The sequence below is a fragment of the Demequina zhanjiangensis genome, assembly GCF_030418315.1.
GTDB lineage: Bacteria > Actinomycetota > Actinomycetes > Actinomycetales > Demequinaceae > Demequina > Demequina zhanjiangensis.
Genome location: NZ_JAUHPV010000001.1, coordinates 443,217 through 459,822 on the forward strand (window position 1 = coordinate 443,217; position 16,606 = coordinate 459,822).

The 16,606-nt window shown below is 71.1% G+C and carries 11 protein-coding genes; 6 read left to right on the forward strand and 5 right to left on the reverse strand.

The features are described 5' to 3' along the window. Positions 1–3: 3 nt before the first annotated feature. A complete protein-coding gene (locus QQX04_RS02090; RefSeq protein WP_301125755.1) occupies positions 4–765 on the forward strand; it encodes an alpha/beta fold hydrolase in 762 nt (253 codons plus the stop codon). A 147-nt stretch (positions 766–912) separates the two neighbouring features. Here the strand turns inward: QQX04_RS02090 and QQX04_RS02095 are convergent, their stop codons facing one another. After that, positions 913–1,320 carry a hypothetical protein gene (locus QQX04_RS02095; RefSeq protein ID WP_301125759.1) on the reverse strand — a complete coding sequence of 136 codons (408 nt, stop codon included), beginning with the start codon at positions 1,318–1,320 and terminating at the stop codon, positions 913–915. 1 nt (position 1,321) lies between these two features. Beyond that, positions 1,322–4,060 carry an SPFH domain-containing protein gene (locus QQX04_RS02100; protein WP_301125764.1) on the reverse strand — a complete coding sequence of 913 codons (2,739 nt, stop codon included), beginning with the start codon at positions 4,058–4,060 and terminating at the stop codon, positions 1,322–1,324. Positions 4,061–4,232: 172 nt separating this feature from the next. Between QQX04_RS02100 and QQX04_RS02105 the strand changes: the two genes are divergently transcribed. Genes QQX04_RS02105 through QQX04_RS02115 form a run of 3 tightly spaced genes read left to right on the forward strand, consistent with a single transcriptional unit; the run spans position 4,233 to position 7,374 of the window. Further along, the gene (locus QQX04_RS02105; protein ID WP_301125766.1) at positions 4,233–5,450 is read left to right on the forward strand and encodes a hypothetical protein; all 1,218 of its coding nucleotides are present in this window, start codon (positions 4,233–4,235) and stop codon (positions 5,448–5,450) included. Next, on the forward strand, positions 5,447–6,424 hold the full coding sequence (locus tag QQX04_RS02110) for a DUF8094 domain-containing protein (RefSeq protein WP_301125769.1): 978 nt from the start codon (positions 5,447–5,449) through the stop codon (positions 6,422–6,424). The genes QQX04_RS02105 and QQX04_RS02110 overlap by 4 nt, the downstream gene beginning before the upstream one ends. Before the next feature lie 20 nt (positions 6,425–6,444). Next, entirely contained in the window at positions 6,445–7,374 is a 930-nt protein-coding gene (locus QQX04_RS02115; RefSeq protein WP_301125771.1) for a co-chaperone YbbN, read from the forward strand. 60 nt (positions 7,375–7,434) lie between these two features. Here QQX04_RS02115 and glgB read toward each other — a convergent pair whose 3' ends face one another. The 3 genes from glgB to QQX04_RS02130 form a co-directional block, all read right to left on the reverse strand. Further along, positions 7,435–9,600, reverse strand: coding sequence for a 1,4-alpha-glucan branching protein GlgB (glgB, locus tag QQX04_RS02120; protein ID WP_301125773.1), 2,166 nt, complete (start codon positions 9,598–9,600; stop codon positions 7,435–7,437). 147 nt (positions 9,601–9,747) lie between these two features. Next, positions 9,748–11,748 carry an alpha-1,4-glucan--maltose-1-phosphate maltosyltransferase gene (locus QQX04_RS02125; protein WP_301125775.1) on the reverse strand — a complete coding sequence of 667 codons (2,001 nt, stop codon included), beginning with the start codon at positions 11,746–11,748 and terminating at the stop codon, positions 9,748–9,750. Between the two features lie 130 nt (positions 11,749–11,878). After that, on the reverse strand, positions 11,879–12,895 hold the full coding sequence (locus tag QQX04_RS02130) for a LacI family DNA-binding transcriptional regulator (protein WP_436968449.1): 1,017 nt from the start codon (positions 12,893–12,895) through the stop codon (positions 11,879–11,881). 199 nt (positions 12,896–13,094) lie between these two features. Here QQX04_RS02130 and QQX04_RS02135 point away from each other — a divergent pair, with 199 nt between their 5' ends. Together QQX04_RS02135 and QQX04_RS02140 are read left to right on the forward strand one after the other, a co-directional pair. Then, a complete protein-coding gene (locus QQX04_RS02135) occupies positions 13,095–15,125 on the forward strand; it encodes a beta-galactosidase (RefSeq protein WP_301125777.1) in 2,031 nt (676 codons plus the stop codon). Positions 15,126–15,279: 154 nt separating this feature from the next. Continuing rightward, positions 15,280–16,530, forward strand: a complete 1,251-nt coding sequence (locus QQX04_RS02140; protein ID WP_301125779.1) for a sugar ABC transporter substrate-binding protein — start codon at positions 15,280–15,282, stop codon at positions 16,528–16,530. The last annotated feature ends 76 nt before the right edge of the window (positions 16,531–16,606 follow it).

Genomic DNA, 16,606 nt, shown 5'->3' on the forward strand with positions numbered 1-16,606 from the left:
ACCGTGAGCGTCATCCCTGATGGCACCCCTGTGGTGCTGCTGAACGCCTTCCCCGTCGACCGTTCGCAGTGGGACCCGCTGATCGACGCGCTGTCCGATCTCGACGCGCTTCCTGGCGATGTCATCTCGTTCGACATGCCTGGCATCGGGGAGATGCCGCTGCCGGACGAGGAGCCGTCGCTCGAGCTGATCGCCGACGCCGCGGTGGCCGCGATGAGGGAGACCACCGGTCACGAGTCCGCAGTCTGGATCGGTTGCTCCATGGGCGGCTATGTCGCCATGGCGGTGGCGGAGCGCCACCCCGACGCGGTCGCGGGGCTCGGCCTCATCGCGACGCGCAGCACCGCCGACACGGAGCAGGCGCACGCCAAGCGGCTCGCCACGGCAGAGCAGATGGACGGCGCTTCGGGCGCTGCGGACCCTCGTGCGATGGCGGAGGATCTGATCGGCACGCAGGGGCCGGAGAGGGAGGCTCTCGTGAGCGCCATCGCCTCGAACATCGCGCAGCACTCGGGCGATGGCATCGCGTGGGGGCAGCGGGCCATGGCGGCACGCCCTGATCGCACCGAGGTGCTCAAGGAGATCGACGGTCCTGCGGTCGTGATCGGGGGAGAGCACGACGGGCTCGTGTCCCGCGAGGATCTCACCGTGATGGCGGAGTCGCTGTTCCTCGAGCCGGTGCTGGTGCACGGCGTCGGCCATCTCGCGGCCTACGAGGCTCCGCAGGAGGTCGCGAGGCTGCTGGCGCCCCTCACAGCGCGCTAAGCGCCGCTCACAGGCTGCTGGCGCCGCTCACAGGCTGCTGGCGCCCCTCACAGGCCTGGCGCCCCTCACAGGCTGCTGGCGCCCCTCACATCGGGCGAGGAGCGGCTCCCGGTCCGAGCGGGGCCCACGTGTGGCCCGGTGCTCGGTTCAGCGGGGCGCGTCGGCGAGCAGCCGCGACAGGGCGACGGACAGCGGGATCGACTCCCCGTCCCGGCCTCCGCGACCCAGCTCGAGAGGCGGGTCCGAGGGTTCGAGGTGCGCGCCGCGCAGCCGTGCCACGAGGCCGCCCTGGACGGACATCACGTAGAACTCCCCGTCGGTGCCGACGGCGACGGACCGATCCTTCTTGAGGTACCACCCGTCGACATCCGTGCGGTAGCCGCCGCGGCCGTCGTAGCCCCGCGCGACCAGCTGCTCAGGGGAGAGTCCCACCTCGCGCGCGCTCTGGACGAAGTCGGCCAGGAGCGCGCGTGCCTGAGACGCCTCCGCGGCGCGGGCCTGTGCGAAGGCCCGCGCCCGCAGCATGGCGTCGTGCGGTTCGCCCTCCGTGGGCATGTCAGGCCTCCGCGGGGGACTTCGAGCCCTCGGCCTCCGCCGCGGCCGCGGCGCTGAGCTTCTGCGCGGCGGCGAGGTTCGAGACGGGGTCGGAGCCCAGCAGCGACCTCAGGTCGTCGAGGTAGCTCGTGATGGACTCGCGCTGGCGGTTGAGCTCCTCGACCTCCTTGGAGGCCATGGTGCGCTCGCGCTCGGCATCCGTCACTGCCTCGGAGATGATCGTCTCCGCGTGCTCCCTGGCGTCGCTGACGATCTCGTCGGCGTTGTTGCGCGCGTTGGTGAGCAGCGTCTGCGCGTGCGCCTCGGCCTCACGGCGGACGACGTCGGCGCGCTCGATCGCGACCGACAGCCGCTCCTCGGCCTCGTTGGCGCGGACGCGGGCGTCCTCGACCATCGCGGCGTTCTCGGCCGTCGCCTCCTCGTGCAGGCGGTTGAGCGCCTGCTCCGCGGACTCGCGACGCTGCACGATCTCGAGCTGCAGGTCCTCGCGGGTCCTGCGCGCCTCCTCACGTGCCGACTCTGCGTCGGCGTGCGCCACGGTCCGCAGCTGCTGCGCCTCCGCCTTCGCCTGCTCGACGAGCAGACGCGCCTCGGCGCGAGCGCTCGAGAGCGACTGCTCGGCCTCCTCGTCGGCGCGGGCACGCAGGGTGTTCGCCTCGTGCGTCGCAGCGTTGACGATGTCGCGGGCCTGCGACTGGCCGGCGGTGAGGGCCTGCTCTGCCTGCTGCTCCGCCTCGTCGAGCGCCGACTGGGCGCTTGCGCGGGTCGCGGCGGCGTACTTGTCGGCGTCGCTGCGGGTCTCGCGGTCGTAGGTCTCCGCGTCGTCGCGCGACTGCTGCGCCTCGGCGGCGACCGCAGCACGCAGCTCGTCGGCGTACTGGTCGGCAGCGGTGCGCTGCGCCTGCGAGTACTTGTCTGCGCCGGCGCGGGTGTCCCGGCTGTACGCGTCCGCCTCGTTCGCGGTGGCCTCGGCCTGCGCGTCGGCCTCCGCGCGTGCCGCCTTCACGTAGGCGTCGGCGTCGGCACGGGCCCCATCGACCTCGGCGGCGAGTGCGACACGCGTGTCGCGGACGTATGCGTCGGTCTCGGCGCGGGTGTCGCGGCTGTAGGCGTTCGCCTCGGCGCGTGCCGCCTCTGCGAGGGACTCGGCCTCGCTCCGGGTGTCGCGGCTGTAGGTGTCCGCCTGGGCCTTGGTGGCCTCGGCGTAGCGGTCCGCCTCGGCGTGGGTGTCGCGGTTGTAGGCGTCGGCCTGGGCCTTGGTGGCCTCGGCGTAGCTGTCGGCCTCGCCACGGGTGTCGCGGCTGTACGCCTCGGCCTGCGAGCGCACGTTCTCGGCATAGCCGTCCGCGTCGGCGCGGGTCTCGCGGCTGTAGGCGTCCGCCTGGGACTTCGCGGACTCGAGCAGGGTGTCCGCCTCGGTCCGCTTGTCCCGCATGTAGGCGTCGGCCTGCGCGCGCATGGTGGAGGAGTAGGAGTCGGCCTCGGTGCGGGTGTCGCGGCTGTAGGCGTCGGCCTTGGCGCGGGTCGAGTCGGCGTAGGTGTCCGCGTCGGCGACCACACGCTCGGCGTGCTGGTCCGCCTCGGTGCGGGTGGACTTGGCGTACGCGTCGGCGTCGCTCGAGACCTGGGCGGCGTGCTGGTCCGCCTCGGTGCGGGTGGTCTTGGCGTATGCGTCCGCGGCGGCGCGCACGGCGTCGGTCTCGGAGGCGAGCGCGGCGCGCGTCTCCTTGGCGTAGGTGTCGGCCTCGGCACGCGTCTCCTTGCCGTAGGCCTCCGCCTCTGCGCGAATCGCGGCGATCTCCCGGCTGCCCGCCTCGTGCATCGCGGCGACGTCGGCCTCGGCCTGCGAGCGGATGCCCGCAGCCTCCTCGTTCGCCGCACGGACCAGCGCTTGACCCTCGGCGCGCAGCGCGGCGGCCTCGTTGTCGGCGGAGTTGCGGATGTCAGCGATCTCCGCGTCGGCGCTCGCGCGCAGCTGGGCGACCTCGGTCTCGTGACGCGACCGCTCGGCTCGGGCGGCGGACAGGATCTCGTCGGCCTCGCTGCGCATGCGCTCGGCCTCGGCGGTCGCCTCGGAGACGGTGCTCTCCGCCTTCGCCTCGGCGCTCTCGACCAGCTCGGTGGCCTGGCGCTCGCTCGTCACGCGGAGCTCGGTGACCTCGCGCTCGACCGTCGCACGGAGCGTGTGGAGCTCGCGGTCGACCCCCGCCTTGCGCTCCGCTGCGTCGCTGTCCGCGGTGGAGACGATGCGCTCCGCCTCACGCTTGGCACGCTCGGTGATCTCGCCCGCGTGGCGCTCTGCGGCCTCACGCGCGGAGATGGCGTCGTTCTCGGCGCCGGTGCGGACCTCCTCGGCCTCGCGGCGGCTCTGCGCGAGGATCTCCGCCACCTCGTTGTCCGCGCGGGCACGGATCTGCTGGGCGGCCACGTTCGCGCGCGCCACCGTGTCCTGGGCGTGGGTGTTCGCACGCGCGACCACGTCCGACGACTGCTCCTCGGCCGAGCGCAGCAGCTGCTCGACGCGCGCACCAAGACCCTTGTAGGTGGGCTGATCGGCCTCACGGAGCGACTTGTTGGCCTCCTCTGCGGCCTTGGCCGCCTTCGCGGCCTCCGACCGGGCCGACTCGGCCTCCTTCCGCGCGGAGGACGCCTCGTCCTCGAGTCGCGCGATGTGAGCGGCGACCGCCTCGCGGTCGAAACCGCGCATGGTGATCGGGAAGGGGAGGTTGTCCTCGGCCATGCTTGGGGGTCTCCTTGTGCACGGTGGCGTCGTCATGGCGCTCCGCGGGGGCGCGGGGCAGCACCCCCAGGGTAGTCGGGCGTACTCAATACTGACAAAGCGGTCAGCGCCGATGTGCCACCGTCAGTCGTTGTCTCCTACAGTGTTCTGTGGAATGTAGGAGGAAATCCACGTGAGACTGCGTACAACGGCGCTGATCGCCGGCCTTTTCGGCGTCATCGCTCTCATCGTCGGCCTGGTCGCTCAGCAGCAGCGGCCGGAGACGACGGTGACGGTCGGCGCGCCAGTCGGCACCGCCGCGGTGATCGTGCCGGCGGACATGCTCGCGTTCGCGGGCACGGACGGCCGCTATGCGGTCGACGGCGCGGGCACTCTGCTCGCCTTCTCGGCGCTGCCTGGCGACCTCGAGGCGTGGGCCTCCTCGCGTGAGGTGACCTATGTGACGGGGATGCCCACGTGGGAGTCGCTCACGACGACGGTCCAGGAGCCTGAGCCGGACCCGTCGGCCTCTCCTTCGGCGTCTCCCGAGGAGGAGTCGAGCCCGTCGCCGTCGCCTTCGGTGTCGGCCGACGCGGGACCGCAGTTCGAGTCGCTCCTCGCCGGGTCGGCGGATCTCTGGCGTCAGAGCTGGACCGGCACGGATCGGCTCTCCGTCGGTGGTGCGAATGTCGAGCCTGGTCTTGAGCTCATGCTCACCTCTGAGGACGGATCGCCGCTCACCGGCGTGGACCTGACCCTCTCGCGTGACGTGAATGACGCCTGGGTCGCACCGTTGATCGTGTGGGGAGGGATCCTCACCGCGATCGGCGTCATCGCGCTCGTGCTCCTGCTCATCGACGTCCGCCCTGTGCAGGCGAGGGCCGAGGAGTGGATGGCTCACCGCCAGCGGATCGGTACCGGCGATGCCGGGCCCAAGCCTGGGTCGCGACGCGCGCGCCGGCTCGAAGGCGCCGCAGTGCCTGAGGCGGAGCTCGCGGCGGAGCCGGACGAGCAGGCGGGCGCGCTGTCATCGGATTCGTCCTCCGCATCGGATGAGGCAGCGGACGGCTCGCGCGGCGTGACGGACGAGGGTGGATTCGAGCCGCCGTCCTCGACCTCCGCGGCCGAGGCGGGCCCCACGTCGCCGGCGGGGACGCCCTTCGCGGTCGGAGGCTCGGCTCCCGGTGCCGTGACCTCCGCGGGAACCCCGTTCGCAGTCGGCGGCTCCGCCGCCTCCCCGAGCGACCCCCGTTCGGCGTCGACTCCGTCCTCGCCGTCGGCCGAGTCCGCACCGACGCCATCCGGATCCTCACCCGAGGAGGCGACGCCCGGCACGCCGCCGTCGGCCGGCACGCCGTCGCACGACGACTTCCTGCCGCCTGCGCAGGCCGACGAGGAGGATGACCGATGAGGCGCGCACTGATCGCTGCCGCAGCCGCAGCCGCCGTGGTCATCGTGGCGGGCTGCACGCCCGAGGTGCCCGCACCGTCGACCGCCGCCTCCGTGGAGGCAGGCGCGGCCCTGCAGGATGCTCAGGCGCAGGCCGTGATCGAGGCGACGTTCGACGAGCTCGCCGCCGCTGACGCGGCGCTCGACGGGTCGATGCTGGGCGAGCGCGTGGACGGCCAGGTGAAGCGGGCCCGCAACGCGCAGTACAAGCTCAAGAGCGCGGACAGCTCCGTGCCGCTCACCGACATCCCCGACGAGATGCAGGCGGTCTACCTGCCCGCTGAGGGCTCCTGGCCCCGGGTGATGGCCGCCGTGACCGTGGAGCCTGACGACGATCTGACGCCGGTCGTGCTCGTGTGGGTCCAGGAGGACATCGAGGACGACTACACCCTGGTCGGGTGGGCGCACATGGTGCCCGGCGCGACCCTGCCATCGATGCCTGGCGGCTCGACGGGCACGTCCACGCTCCCTCTCGACACCGACACGATCGACCCGACTCCGCAGGCCTCCTACGAGAGCTACCTCGAGCTGCTCCGCGGCGGCTCCGGCTCGGACCTCGACGACCAGTTCGCGCCGGACACCTACCGCGAGGGCGTGTTCGCGGCGCGGAAGTCGTTCTCCGACTCGGCCGAGCAGTCCGACGGCAAGGCCGTGGACACGATCGTGCCCAAGATGAGCGACACGTTCGCGATCGGCACCGCCGACGGCGGGGCCCTCGTGCTCGCGCCGCTCGAGGTGCGCTCGGCCATCACGGTCGAGGACGCGCAGATCATCCCGCCGGAGTCGGTCGAGCCGCTTGTGAGGGGCGAGATCGACGATCAGGCGACCTACACCTATGCCGACTTCCTGGTGCTCTACGTGCCCGGCCCCGGCGCTGACACGCTCCCGGGCGTCGTGGCAGCCGACCACACTCTCATCCTGCTCAGCGCGAGCTGACCATCCTTGGAGGAAACCGCGTGACCGACACCCCCCTGCCCGACTCCGCACTGCGTGGCGCCGTGGACCTCGCGGCGCTCGCACGAGCCCGTGAGGCCGAGAAGGCCCGCACCGAGCGCGCCGCCTCGGGCGCGCCGATGGCGACGGTCGTGACTGAGGAGAACCTGCAGTCGCTCGCAGAGCAGTCGATGTCCGTGCCGATCGTCATCGTCTTCACCTCGGCAGCCGCGCCCGCGAGCGAGACGCTCGCCGCGGATGTGGAACGCCTCGCGAGTGAGATGGGCGGCTTCATGCCCGCCCGCTGCGATGTCGACGCCGAGCGCGGCATCGCCCAGGCCTTCCAGATCCAGGCGGTGCCTGCGGCGATGGCTCTCATCGGCGCGCGTCCGGCGCCGCTCTTCCAGGGGTCCGCCTCGGAGGAGCAGCTCCGTGAGGTGCTCGGGCAGGTCATGGAGGTCGCGGCGCAGGCTGGACTCGGGGGACAGGCCGCACCCGCGCCCGCGGCGGAGGGGCAGGCGCCCACTCCCGAGGAGCCGCTCCCGCCGCTGCACCAGGAGGCCTACGACGCGATCGAGCGCGGTGACATGGCGACCGCGGTCGCCGCATACGAGAAGGCTCTCCAGGAGAACCCGAAGGACGCCGACGCCCGCGCGGGCAGGGCGCAGGTCCTGCTGATCCAGCGCACCCAGGGATCCGACCCTCAGCAGGTGAGGGCAGTGGCCGCGTCCGCTCCGGATGACGTCGCCGCGCAGATCGCGGTGGCCGACATCGACGTGCTCGGTGGCCAGATCGAGGACGCGTTCGCGCGCCTGCTCGACGTGGGCAGCCGCGTCTACGGCAAGGAGCGGGACGCGGTGCGTGCCAGGCTGGTCGAGCTCTTCGACGTGGTGGGCCCGCAGGATCCCCGCGTCGCGCAGGCGCGACGGTCGCTCGCCGCGCTCCTCAACTGACCGACCGGTTGGGAGCAGGCCGGCCGGTACGAGGCTGACCGACCGGTTCGGGCCGCCGCCCTACTGGCCGGGCCGCAGGATCAGCGCGCCGAGCGGCGGCACCCTGAGGTCGACAGACTGCTGCCAGCCGCGGTGCGCGGGCCCGTCAGCGTGGACCCTGCCCAGGTTGCCCACGCCCGAGCCGGCGTACGCCTCGGAGTCGGTGTTGAAGACCTCATCCCATGCGCCGGCGCGGGGAAGGCCGAGCCTGAAGCCCTCGTGCGGCACTCCCGCGAAGTTGATGACGACCGCCACGGGGGAGCCTGCATCGTCGAAGCGCAGGAACGCGATGACGTTGTGCTCGGAGTCGTCTGCGTCGATCCACTGGAAGCCCGCGGACTCGCTGTCCCGCTGCCAGAGGGCAGGGGTGGAGCGGTAGAGCGCGTTGAGGTCGCGCAGCATGCTCTGGACGCCGCGGTGGAGCGGGTCGTCAAGATGCCACCAGTCGAGCGAGCGGCCCTCGGACCACTCGGCTGCCTGGGCGAACTCGGTTCCCATGAAGATGAGCTGCTTGCCGGGATGCGTCCACTGGTAGGCCAGGAGCGCGCGCACGCCGGCGGCCTTCTGCCAGGAGTCGCCGGGCATGCGTCCGTGGATGGAGCCCTTGCCGTGCACGACCTCGTCGTGGCTGAGAGGCAGCGTGAAGTGCTCCGAGAACGCGTACATGAGCGAGAACGTGAGCGTGTGGTGGTGGTATGAGCGGTGGACGGGCTGCTCGGACACGTAGCGGAGCGTGTCGTTCATCCATCCCATGTTCCACTTGAGGCCGAACCCGAGCCCGCCCGCGTTCGTGGGCGCGGTGACGCCGGGCCACGCGGTGGACTCCTCCGCGATCATGACGACGCCGGGGGCGGTGCGGTAGCAGGTCGCGTTGGCCTCCTGCAGGAAGGCGATCGCGTCGAGGTTCTCGCGTCCGCCGTGGATGTTGGGCCGCCATTGGCCGGGCTGACGGGAGTAGTCGAGGTAGAGCATCGAGGCGACGGCGTCGACCCGCAGGCCGTCGGCGTGGAACTCGGTGAGCCAGTAGACGGCGTTGGCGACGAGGAAGTTGCGGACCTCGGCGCGGCCGAAGTCGAAGATGAAGGTGCCCCAGTCGGGCTGCTCGCCGCGCAGCGGGTCGGGGTGCTCGTACAGCGGGGTGCCGTCGAAGCGTCCGAGGGCCCACTCGTCCTTGGGGAAGTGCCCGGGGACCCAGTCGAGGATGACGCCGATGCCTGCCGCGTGCATCCGATCGATGAGATAGCGGAGGTCGTCGGGCGTGCCGAAGCGCGAGCTGGGGGCGTAGTAGCCGGTGACCTGGTAGCCCCACGAGCCGCCGAACGGGTGCTCCATGACGGGCATCATCTCGATGTGGGTGAAGCCGAGGTCGGTCACGTACGCGACCAGCTCGTCGGCCATGTCGCGATAGGTGAGGCCCTGCTTCCACGAGCCCAGGTGGACCTCGTAGACGCTCATGGCCGAGCGGTGGGGCTCTGCGGCCGCACGCGCGGCCATCCACGTGGAGTCGGTCCACGTGAACTCGGCCTCGGTGACGACCGAGGCGGTCTGCGGCGGCACCTCGGTGCGGCGGGCCATGGGATCGGCCTTCTGCCGCCACTGGCCGTCCTTGCCGAGGATCTCGAACTTGTACACGGTGCCGGCGCCCAGGTCGGGCACGAACAGCTCCCACACGCCGGTGGAGCCGAGCGAGCGCATCGCGTGGCCGCGGCCCTGCCAATGGTTGAAGTCGCCCACCACGCGGACGGCGCGGGCGTTCGGGGCCCACACGGTGAACGACGTGCCGGCGACGTCGCCGAGGACGGACGGGAAGCGTCGGATGTTCGCGCCGAGCACCGACCACAGCCGCTCGTGGCGGCCCTCGCGGATGAGGTGGAGGTCGAGCTCGCCGATGGTCGGCAGGAAGCGGTACGGGTCGTCCTGACGGACGGGATCGCCGTCGTAGGCGACATGCAGGCGATAGTCCGGGGCCTCGGTGCCGGGGATCGTCGCGACCCACACGCCGTCGGACTCGTGGGAGGCCTCCCACCTGCCGTCGAGCGTCTCGATCTCGACTGAGGACGCGAAGGGCCTCAGCGTGCGGATGGTGACACCTGACTCGGACACGTGCGGTCCGAGGAGCGCGTGGGGATCGTGATGACGTCCCTGCGCGATGTCTGCCAGCAGTGCGGGGTCATGACCCTGAGGCATCCCGCGCCTCCCTTCCGTTGGCGAGGCGCAGAGGCCGCGCCTGATGGCGAGCGCCGCCGCCGTTGGTGGTCCCGTGGTCCTGAGCGTAGGGCATGTCGCCGTCCGCCGGACCGGGTCGGTGCGGCGCGTCGACGGTGGCGCGGAGTGTCATCTGCGCACCGCCGCGACGTGCGCCATGGAGCTCGCCGGGTCGAGTCTGACGTAGAAGTCGCGACCCCACGTGTAGGTCGCCCCGGTGAGGGCGTCGTCGACCATGAGCCGCGCGTCGGCGTCCATTCCGAGCGACTCCATGTCGAGCGACACGACGCCGTCCTGGACGTGATGAGGGTCGAACGAGACGACGACGATCACGGTGTCGGCCTCGCCGGTCGGCGACTCGGCGGCGCTGAGGTGCCTGGTGAAGCACAGGATCTTGTCGTTCGAGGTCTTGTGGACCGTCAGGCCGCGGAGCCTGCGCAGGGCAGGATGGGCGGCTCGCGTGCGGTTGAGGGTGGTGAGCAGCGACGCGATGCCGAGGTCGTCGGCCCGGCTCCAGTCGCGCGGCTTGTACTCGTACTTCTCGTTGTCGATCTGCTCCTCGACGCCGGGCCGGGGCACGTTCTCCACGAACTCGTATCCCGTGTAGATGCCGTACGACGGCGATCCGGTGGCGGCGAGCACGGCGCGGGCGCGGTACTGCGGGGCGCCCCCGTGCTGCATGTCGGGCGTGAGGATGTCGTGCGTGGTGGGCCAGAAGTTGGGTCGCATGTAGTACGAGGCGTCGCCCGAGACCTCCTCGAGGTACTCGCCCATCTCCTCGGCGGTGGGCCGCCACGTGAAGTACGTGTAGCTCTGGTGGAAGCCGACCTTGGCGAGCGTGTGCATCATGGGCGGCCGGGTGAACGCCTCGGAGAGGAACACGACCTCGGGGTGGCGCTCGGCGAAGTCCGCCATGAGCCATTCCCAGAACTCGAGCGGCTTCGTGTGAGGGTTGTCGACGCGGAACAGGGTCACGCCCGCGTCGACCCACACGTCGAGCACGTCGCGGATGGCCTCGCGGAGCCCGATCGGGTCGTTGTCGAAGAAGAGCGGGTGGATGTCCTCGTACTTCTTGGGCGGGTTCTCCGCGTAGGCGATCGTGCCGTCGGCGCGCACCTTGAACCACTCGGGGTGCTCCTTCACCCATGGGTGGTCGGGGGAGCACTGGAGCGCGATGTCGAGCGCGACCTCGACGCCCAGCTCGTGCGCGCGCTTCACGAAGTTCCTGAACTGGCGCATGGTGCCCAGGTCGGGGTGGATGGCGTCATGCCCGCCCGCCTCGGAGCCGATCGCGTAGGGGCTGCCGGGATCGCCGGGCTCCGCCGTCAGCGAGTTGTTGCGGCCCTTGCGATGCGTCGCCCCGATGGGGTGGATGGGCGTGAGGTACACGACGTCGAAACCCATGTCAGCGATCGCGGGGAGGCGCTTGGAGGCGGTGAGGAAGGTGCCCGACGTCCACTCGCCCGTGCGCTTGTTCTGCTTGGCGCCCTCGGAGCGCGGGAAGATCTCGTACCAGGCGCTCACGAGCGCGCGCTCACGCTGGACGACGAGCGGGTACTCCGGCGAGCTGGTGACTCCCTCGCGCACGGGGTGCGCGCGCATGACCGCCACGACGTCGTCGGTGAGGGCCGCGTCGAGCGCCTCGGCGGGGGACAGGTCTCCTCCTGGCTTCAGCGACTCGCGCGCGGCGACGAGCACGGCGCGCTGTCGGCTCGTGAGCGCCTTGTCCTCGAGGGCGCGCTCGAGGATCGAGACGCCGTCGCCGAGCGTGATCTCCACGTCCACACCGGCAGGGATCTTCTTGGAGGCGGTGTGCATCCAGGTGCCGAAGGGATCCGCCCAGCCTTCGATCCGGAAGCTGTAGCGGCCCTCGGCGCGAGGGACCAGGAGCGCCTCGAAGATGGCGAGACCGTGGTTCACCTCGTCCATGGGGAGCCGCAGCGTGCGCCCGTTCGGCTGGGTGACGACGGCCGTGGCCGCCACAGCGTCGTGTCCTTCGATGAACACGGTGGCGCTGAGAGGCAGCGCCTCGCCGACCACCGCCTTCACGGGCCAGCGGCCCTGCTCCAACGTCGGCTGGACGTCGATCACGGGGATGCGTCCGATGGGCTTCTCACCTGGAAGGGCCATGCTCCGAACCTACCGCGTCACGGCGTCGGAGAGAACCGCTCGGACCAGTCCGAGGGTGTGGGCGCGTGCAGGCGGCAACTGCGTGCACAGGCTTGCACGGCGAGCGAGGGCGCGTGCGCGCCCGGCGCGGTCAGGCGCTTGCGCGCACCACCAGGTCGGCAGGCAGCGTGATGGACTTGCGCAGGCCGCCGCCGACCACCTGCTGGAGCAGGGTGACCATCTCCTCGCTGATCTGATCCCACGGCTGTCGCATGGTCGTGAGCGGAGGATCGAGGCGTTCGGCGAGCCCGGAGTCGTCGAATCCTGCGACCGCCACATCCTGAGGGACGCGCAGCCCTGCGCGGCGGAGCGCGGTGAGGGCGCCGGAGGCCATGAGGTCGGAGGCGGCGAAGACCGCGTCGATGTCGGACGAGCGCGCGAGGATCCGCTCCATCGCGCTCTCGCCGGACTCCTCGGTGTAGTCGCCGTGCTCGACGAGCTCGGGGTCGAAGTCGTCGCCGAGCGCCTCGCGGAAGCCCTCGAGCCTGTAGCGGCCGCCGGGGGTGTCGCGGGGTCCCGCGATCATGGCGATCCTCGAGTGCCCCTTGGTGCGCAGGTAGCGGGCCATGGTGCGGGCGGAGCCCGCCTCGTCGACGGACACGTGGGGGACCTCGCCGCGGTGGCCCAGGGGGATGCCGCAGGCCACGGTGGGGATGCCCGCGCCGATCAGGATCTCGAGCAGGGGATCCGCCTCGTGGGACGAGATGAGCAGGACCCCGTCCACGTGTCCGGCGCGCACGTACTCCGCGACGTTGGCACGCTCGGCCTCGGTGCCGGCGACGAGCAGCACGAGCGTGGCGCCCCGTGCGGCCGCGGCCTCAGCGGCGCCGCGGAGCAGGATCGAGAAGGTCGGATCGGCGAACAGCAGGTGCTGGGGCTCGGTCAGCAGGAACGCGATCGAGTTCGCGCGCCCGGTGGCGAGCGCCTGGGCGTGCCGGTTGACGGTGTAGCCGGTGGTCGCGATCGCGCGTTCGACGGCGTCGCGCGCCTCAGGGGAGACCCACTTCCCGCCGTTGATGACCCGGCTCGCGGTGCCATGCGAGACCCCCGCGACGTTCGCGACGTCGCGGATGGTCGGCTTTCGCCCGGCGCTGGGTGTGGTGGCCACGGCCCACACCCTAGCGGCAGTCACAGGCCTTTGCGAGCCCGCGACCGTTCAGCACCTGAGAACGGTCACAGTTCTGTAACGCGAACGATCTGAAGTTGCGTGAGTCAGTTTCTGCGAGTAACACTGTGACCGGTCACAGTCGTCCCGGCTGTGAGAATGATCGGTGGCGTGGCCACCATAGACGACCCGATGGAGTGTCATGACCGCCCCGAGCAGCTGGCCGCGCGTGGAAGGAATCGCGTACGGCGGCGACTACAACCCCGAGCAGTGGCCCCGTGAGGTCTGGCTCGAGGATGTGCGCCTCATGCGCGAGGCCGGCGTCACCCTCGTGAGCGTCGGGATCTTCTCCTGGGCCATGCTCGAGCCCCGCGAGGGCGAGTACGACTTCTCGTGGCTCGACGACATCATCGGCCTCCTCCACGAGAACGGCATCTCCGTCGACCTCGGCACCCCGAGCGTCTCGCCGCCCGCCTGGTTCTTCCACCAGTACCCCGACGCCCGCGTCACCGACGCACGCGGCACGGTCATGGGCTTCGGCTCGCGAGGCATGGCCTCCCACGCGTCGCCCGAGTACCGCGAGGCGATCGCCCGCATGGCAGGCGTCCTCGCAGAGCGCTACGGCGACCACCCCGCCGTCGTCATGTGGCACATCCACAACGAGTACGGCGTCCCCGTGGGCGAGGACTTCGGGCCGCGCGCCGTCACCGCCTGGCAGCAGTGGCTCAAGGAGCGCTACAGCACCCTCGACGGTCTCAACGCCGCATGGGGCACCGCCTTCTGGGGTCAGCGCTACGGCGAGTGGGAGCACGTCGTCGCCCCCGCCGCCACGCCCACGGTCGCGAACCCCGCGATGAAGCTCGACTGGGCGCGCTTCACCGACGACCAGCTCCGCGCCTGCTTCACGATCGAGCGCGACGCGATCCGTGCCCACGCCGCGCAGCCCATCACCACGAACTTCATGGCGCACCAGTCCTGGAACGTGGACCTGTGGAAGTGGGCCGAGCTCGTCGACGTCGTCTCCGACGACCACTACCTGTGGTCGCCGGACCCCGACGCGCACGTGCTGCTCTCGCTCGCCGCCGACCTCACCCGCTCCGTCGCCGGCGGCAAGCCGTGGATCCTCATGGAGCACTCCACGTCCGCCGTCAACTGGCAGGGCCGCAACATCGCGAAGCGCGCCGGCGAGATGCGCCGCAACTCGCTCACCCACCTGGGACGCGGCGCCGACGCGATCCTCTTCTTCCAGTGGAGGGCCTCCCGCTCGGGGGCCGAGAAGTTCCACTCGGCGATGCTTCCCCACGCAGGCACCGACACGCGCCTGTGGCGCGAGGTCGTCGGTCTCGGCTCCGACCTCGCCCGCCTGGGCGACGTCAAGGGCTCGCAGGTCGAGGCCGAGGTCGCCGTCCTGTACGACTGGGAGTCGCTGTGGGCGCACGAGCTCGAGTGGCGACCCTCCGACGACCTGCAGTTCCGTGAGCGCATGCGCGCCCACTACGAGCGGCTGTGGCGCGACAACGTCACCGTCGACTTCGTCCACCCGTCGCGCCACGACCTGTCGCGCTACAAGCTGGTCGTCGCCCCGTCGTCCTATCTGATGACCGCCGAGTCCGCAGCCGCGCTCACCGAGTACGTCGCCCAGGGCGGCACCCTGCTCGTGGACGCCTTCGCCGCAGCGGTCGACGAGCACGACGCGGTCCACCCGGGCGGCTTCATGGCGCCCCTCAAGGACGCGCTCGGCGTCACCTGCGACGAGTACCTGCCGCTGCGCGAAGGAGACTCCGCGCAGATCGTGATGGACGACGGCACGGCGCTCGACTTCGACGTGTGGGCCGAGGACCTTCACCTCCACGGCGCCGAGGCGATCGCCACCTACCGCGGCGGCCCCGCGGACGGCGCACCCGCCGTCACCCGGCACGCGCACGGGGAGGGCCACGGCTGGTACCTCAGCACCAGGCTGAGCACCGATGCGCTCGCCGACATCTACGCACGCGTCTACGCCGACGCGTGGATCACGCCCGCCGGGTACCCCGAGGGCGTCGAGGTCATCGCCAGGAGCGGTGACGACGAGGACTTCGTGGTGGTGGTCAACCACCTCGACGAGGACGTCCGTCTGCCCCTGCGCGGAACGGACATGCTCACGGATCACGCATCCGCGGGCGACCTGACGGTCACGGCGGGCGGCGCAGCCGTCCTCCGCACCCCCGTCATGGAGCCAGGAGGTGATGCCTGATCGCATCCCGCCTGGGAAGGGGAGAAGGGACGCTCCGGATCCCCTCCGACCCATCGAAGCAGCCGGGCCGCTCGGCCCGGTCAGGAACCGCCCATCGCAACGACGCGATCTCACCAGAGGCGCGCAATGGGGCACCACTCTGGAAGGAAAAGTAATGCGACACAAGATCGGCTTCGGCGCCGCGCTCGCGACGTCAGCGCTGCTGCTCACCGCCTGCAGCGGTGGCACCACCGAGGAGAGCTCCTCGCCCTCGCCCAGCGAGACCGAGACCGCCATCGACGCCAGCGGCGTCGAGCTGACGGTCTGGGTCGACGAGAACCGTGAGCCCGCCGTGGCCGCGGCCGCTGAGACCTTCATGGACGAGACCGGCGCGACCGTCACGCTCGTCCAGAAGAACTTCGAGGACATCCGTGCGGACTTCCTCGCCCAGGTCCCGACCGGAGAGGGCCCTGACATCACCATCGGCGCGCACGACTGGCTGGGCGCCCTCATCGAGGGCGGTGTGGTGAACACCGTGGACCTCGGTGACAACGCGGCGAGCTTCGCCCAGGTCGGCGTGGACGCCATGTCCTACGACGGCCAGCTCTACGGCATGCCGTACGCGCTCGAGGCGATCGCCCTCGTCCAGAACACCGACCTGGTCGGCTCCGACGCTCCCGCCACCTGGGACGACATGATCCAGATGGGCGTCGACGCCGGTGCGGAGCGCCCGTTCTGCATCAACACCAACGGCGAGACCGGTGACGGCTACACCATGTACCCGTTCCAGACCTCGTTCGGTGCCCCGGTCTTCGTCCAGGAGGGTGGCTCGTACACCTCCGAGGTCGGCATGGGCGGCGAGGCCGGCACGGCCTTCGCGCAGTTCCTTGCGGACAACGGTGAGGCCGGCGCAGGCTACCTGTCGACCACCATCGACTACGACACCAACAACCAGCTGTTCAACTCCGGCGAGTGCGCGTTCACGGTCCAGGGCCCCTGGGCTCTCGGCTCGTACACGGACGTGAACTTCACGGTCAACCCCGTGCCGTCCGCCGGTGGCGAGGCAGCCTCCCCGTTCGTGGGCGTCCAGGGCTTCTACGTCTCCTCGCAGAGCGCGAACGCCCTCCTCGCGAACATCTTCCTGACGGACTACATCGCGACCCCCGAGGCCATGCAGGCCCTGTACGACGCCGACCCGCGTCTGCCCGCATTCGAGGGCGTCTCGACCGAGTCCGCCGCCTACCCCGACGCGATCGCCGGCTTCCAGGCCTCTGCCGAGCAGGGCGTCCCGATGCCGTCCATCCCCGAGATGGGCTCCGTGTGGGACTTCTGGAACGCCGCTGAGTCGGCCATCATCAAGGGCGCCGATCCGGCGTCCACCTGGGACAAGATGGTCACCGACCTGACGGCAGCCCTCGCGGGCTGATCCCCTCCACATCGCAGGGCGGGGCGCTCACGCAGCGTCCCGCCCTGCGAAGGCGGTCTCCGCCGCGGATCATGAA

Bases quoted from the DNA above. Each gene is read 5' to 3' on its own strand.
- glgB (WP_301125773.1), bottom strand. From the start codon at position 9,600: ATGCCTCAGGGTCATGACCCCGCACTGCTGGCAGACATCGCGCAGGGA.
- QQX04_RS02095 (WP_301125759.1), bottom strand. From the start codon at position 1,320: ATGCCCACGGAGGGCGAACCGCACGACGCCATGCTGCGGGCGCGGGCC.
- QQX04_RS02110 (WP_301125769.1), top strand. From the start codon at position 5,447: ATGAGGCGCGCACTGATCGCTGCCGCAGCCGCAGCCGCCGTGGTCATC.
- QQX04_RS02140 (WP_301125779.1), top strand. From the start codon at position 15,280: ATGCGACACAAGATCGGCTTCGGCGCCGCGCTCGCGACGTCAGCGCTG.
- QQX04_RS02100 (WP_301125764.1), bottom strand. From the start codon at position 4,060: ATGGCCGAGGACAACCTCCCCTTCCCGATCACCATGCGCGGTTTCGAC.
- QQX04_RS02125 (WP_301125775.1), bottom strand. From the start codon at position 11,748: ATGGCCCTTCCAGGTGAGAAGCCCATCGGACGCATCCCCGTGATCGAC.
- QQX04_RS02135 (WP_301125777.1), top strand. From the start codon at position 13,095: ATGACCGCCCCGAGCAGCTGGCCGCGCGTGGAAGGAATCGCGTACGGC.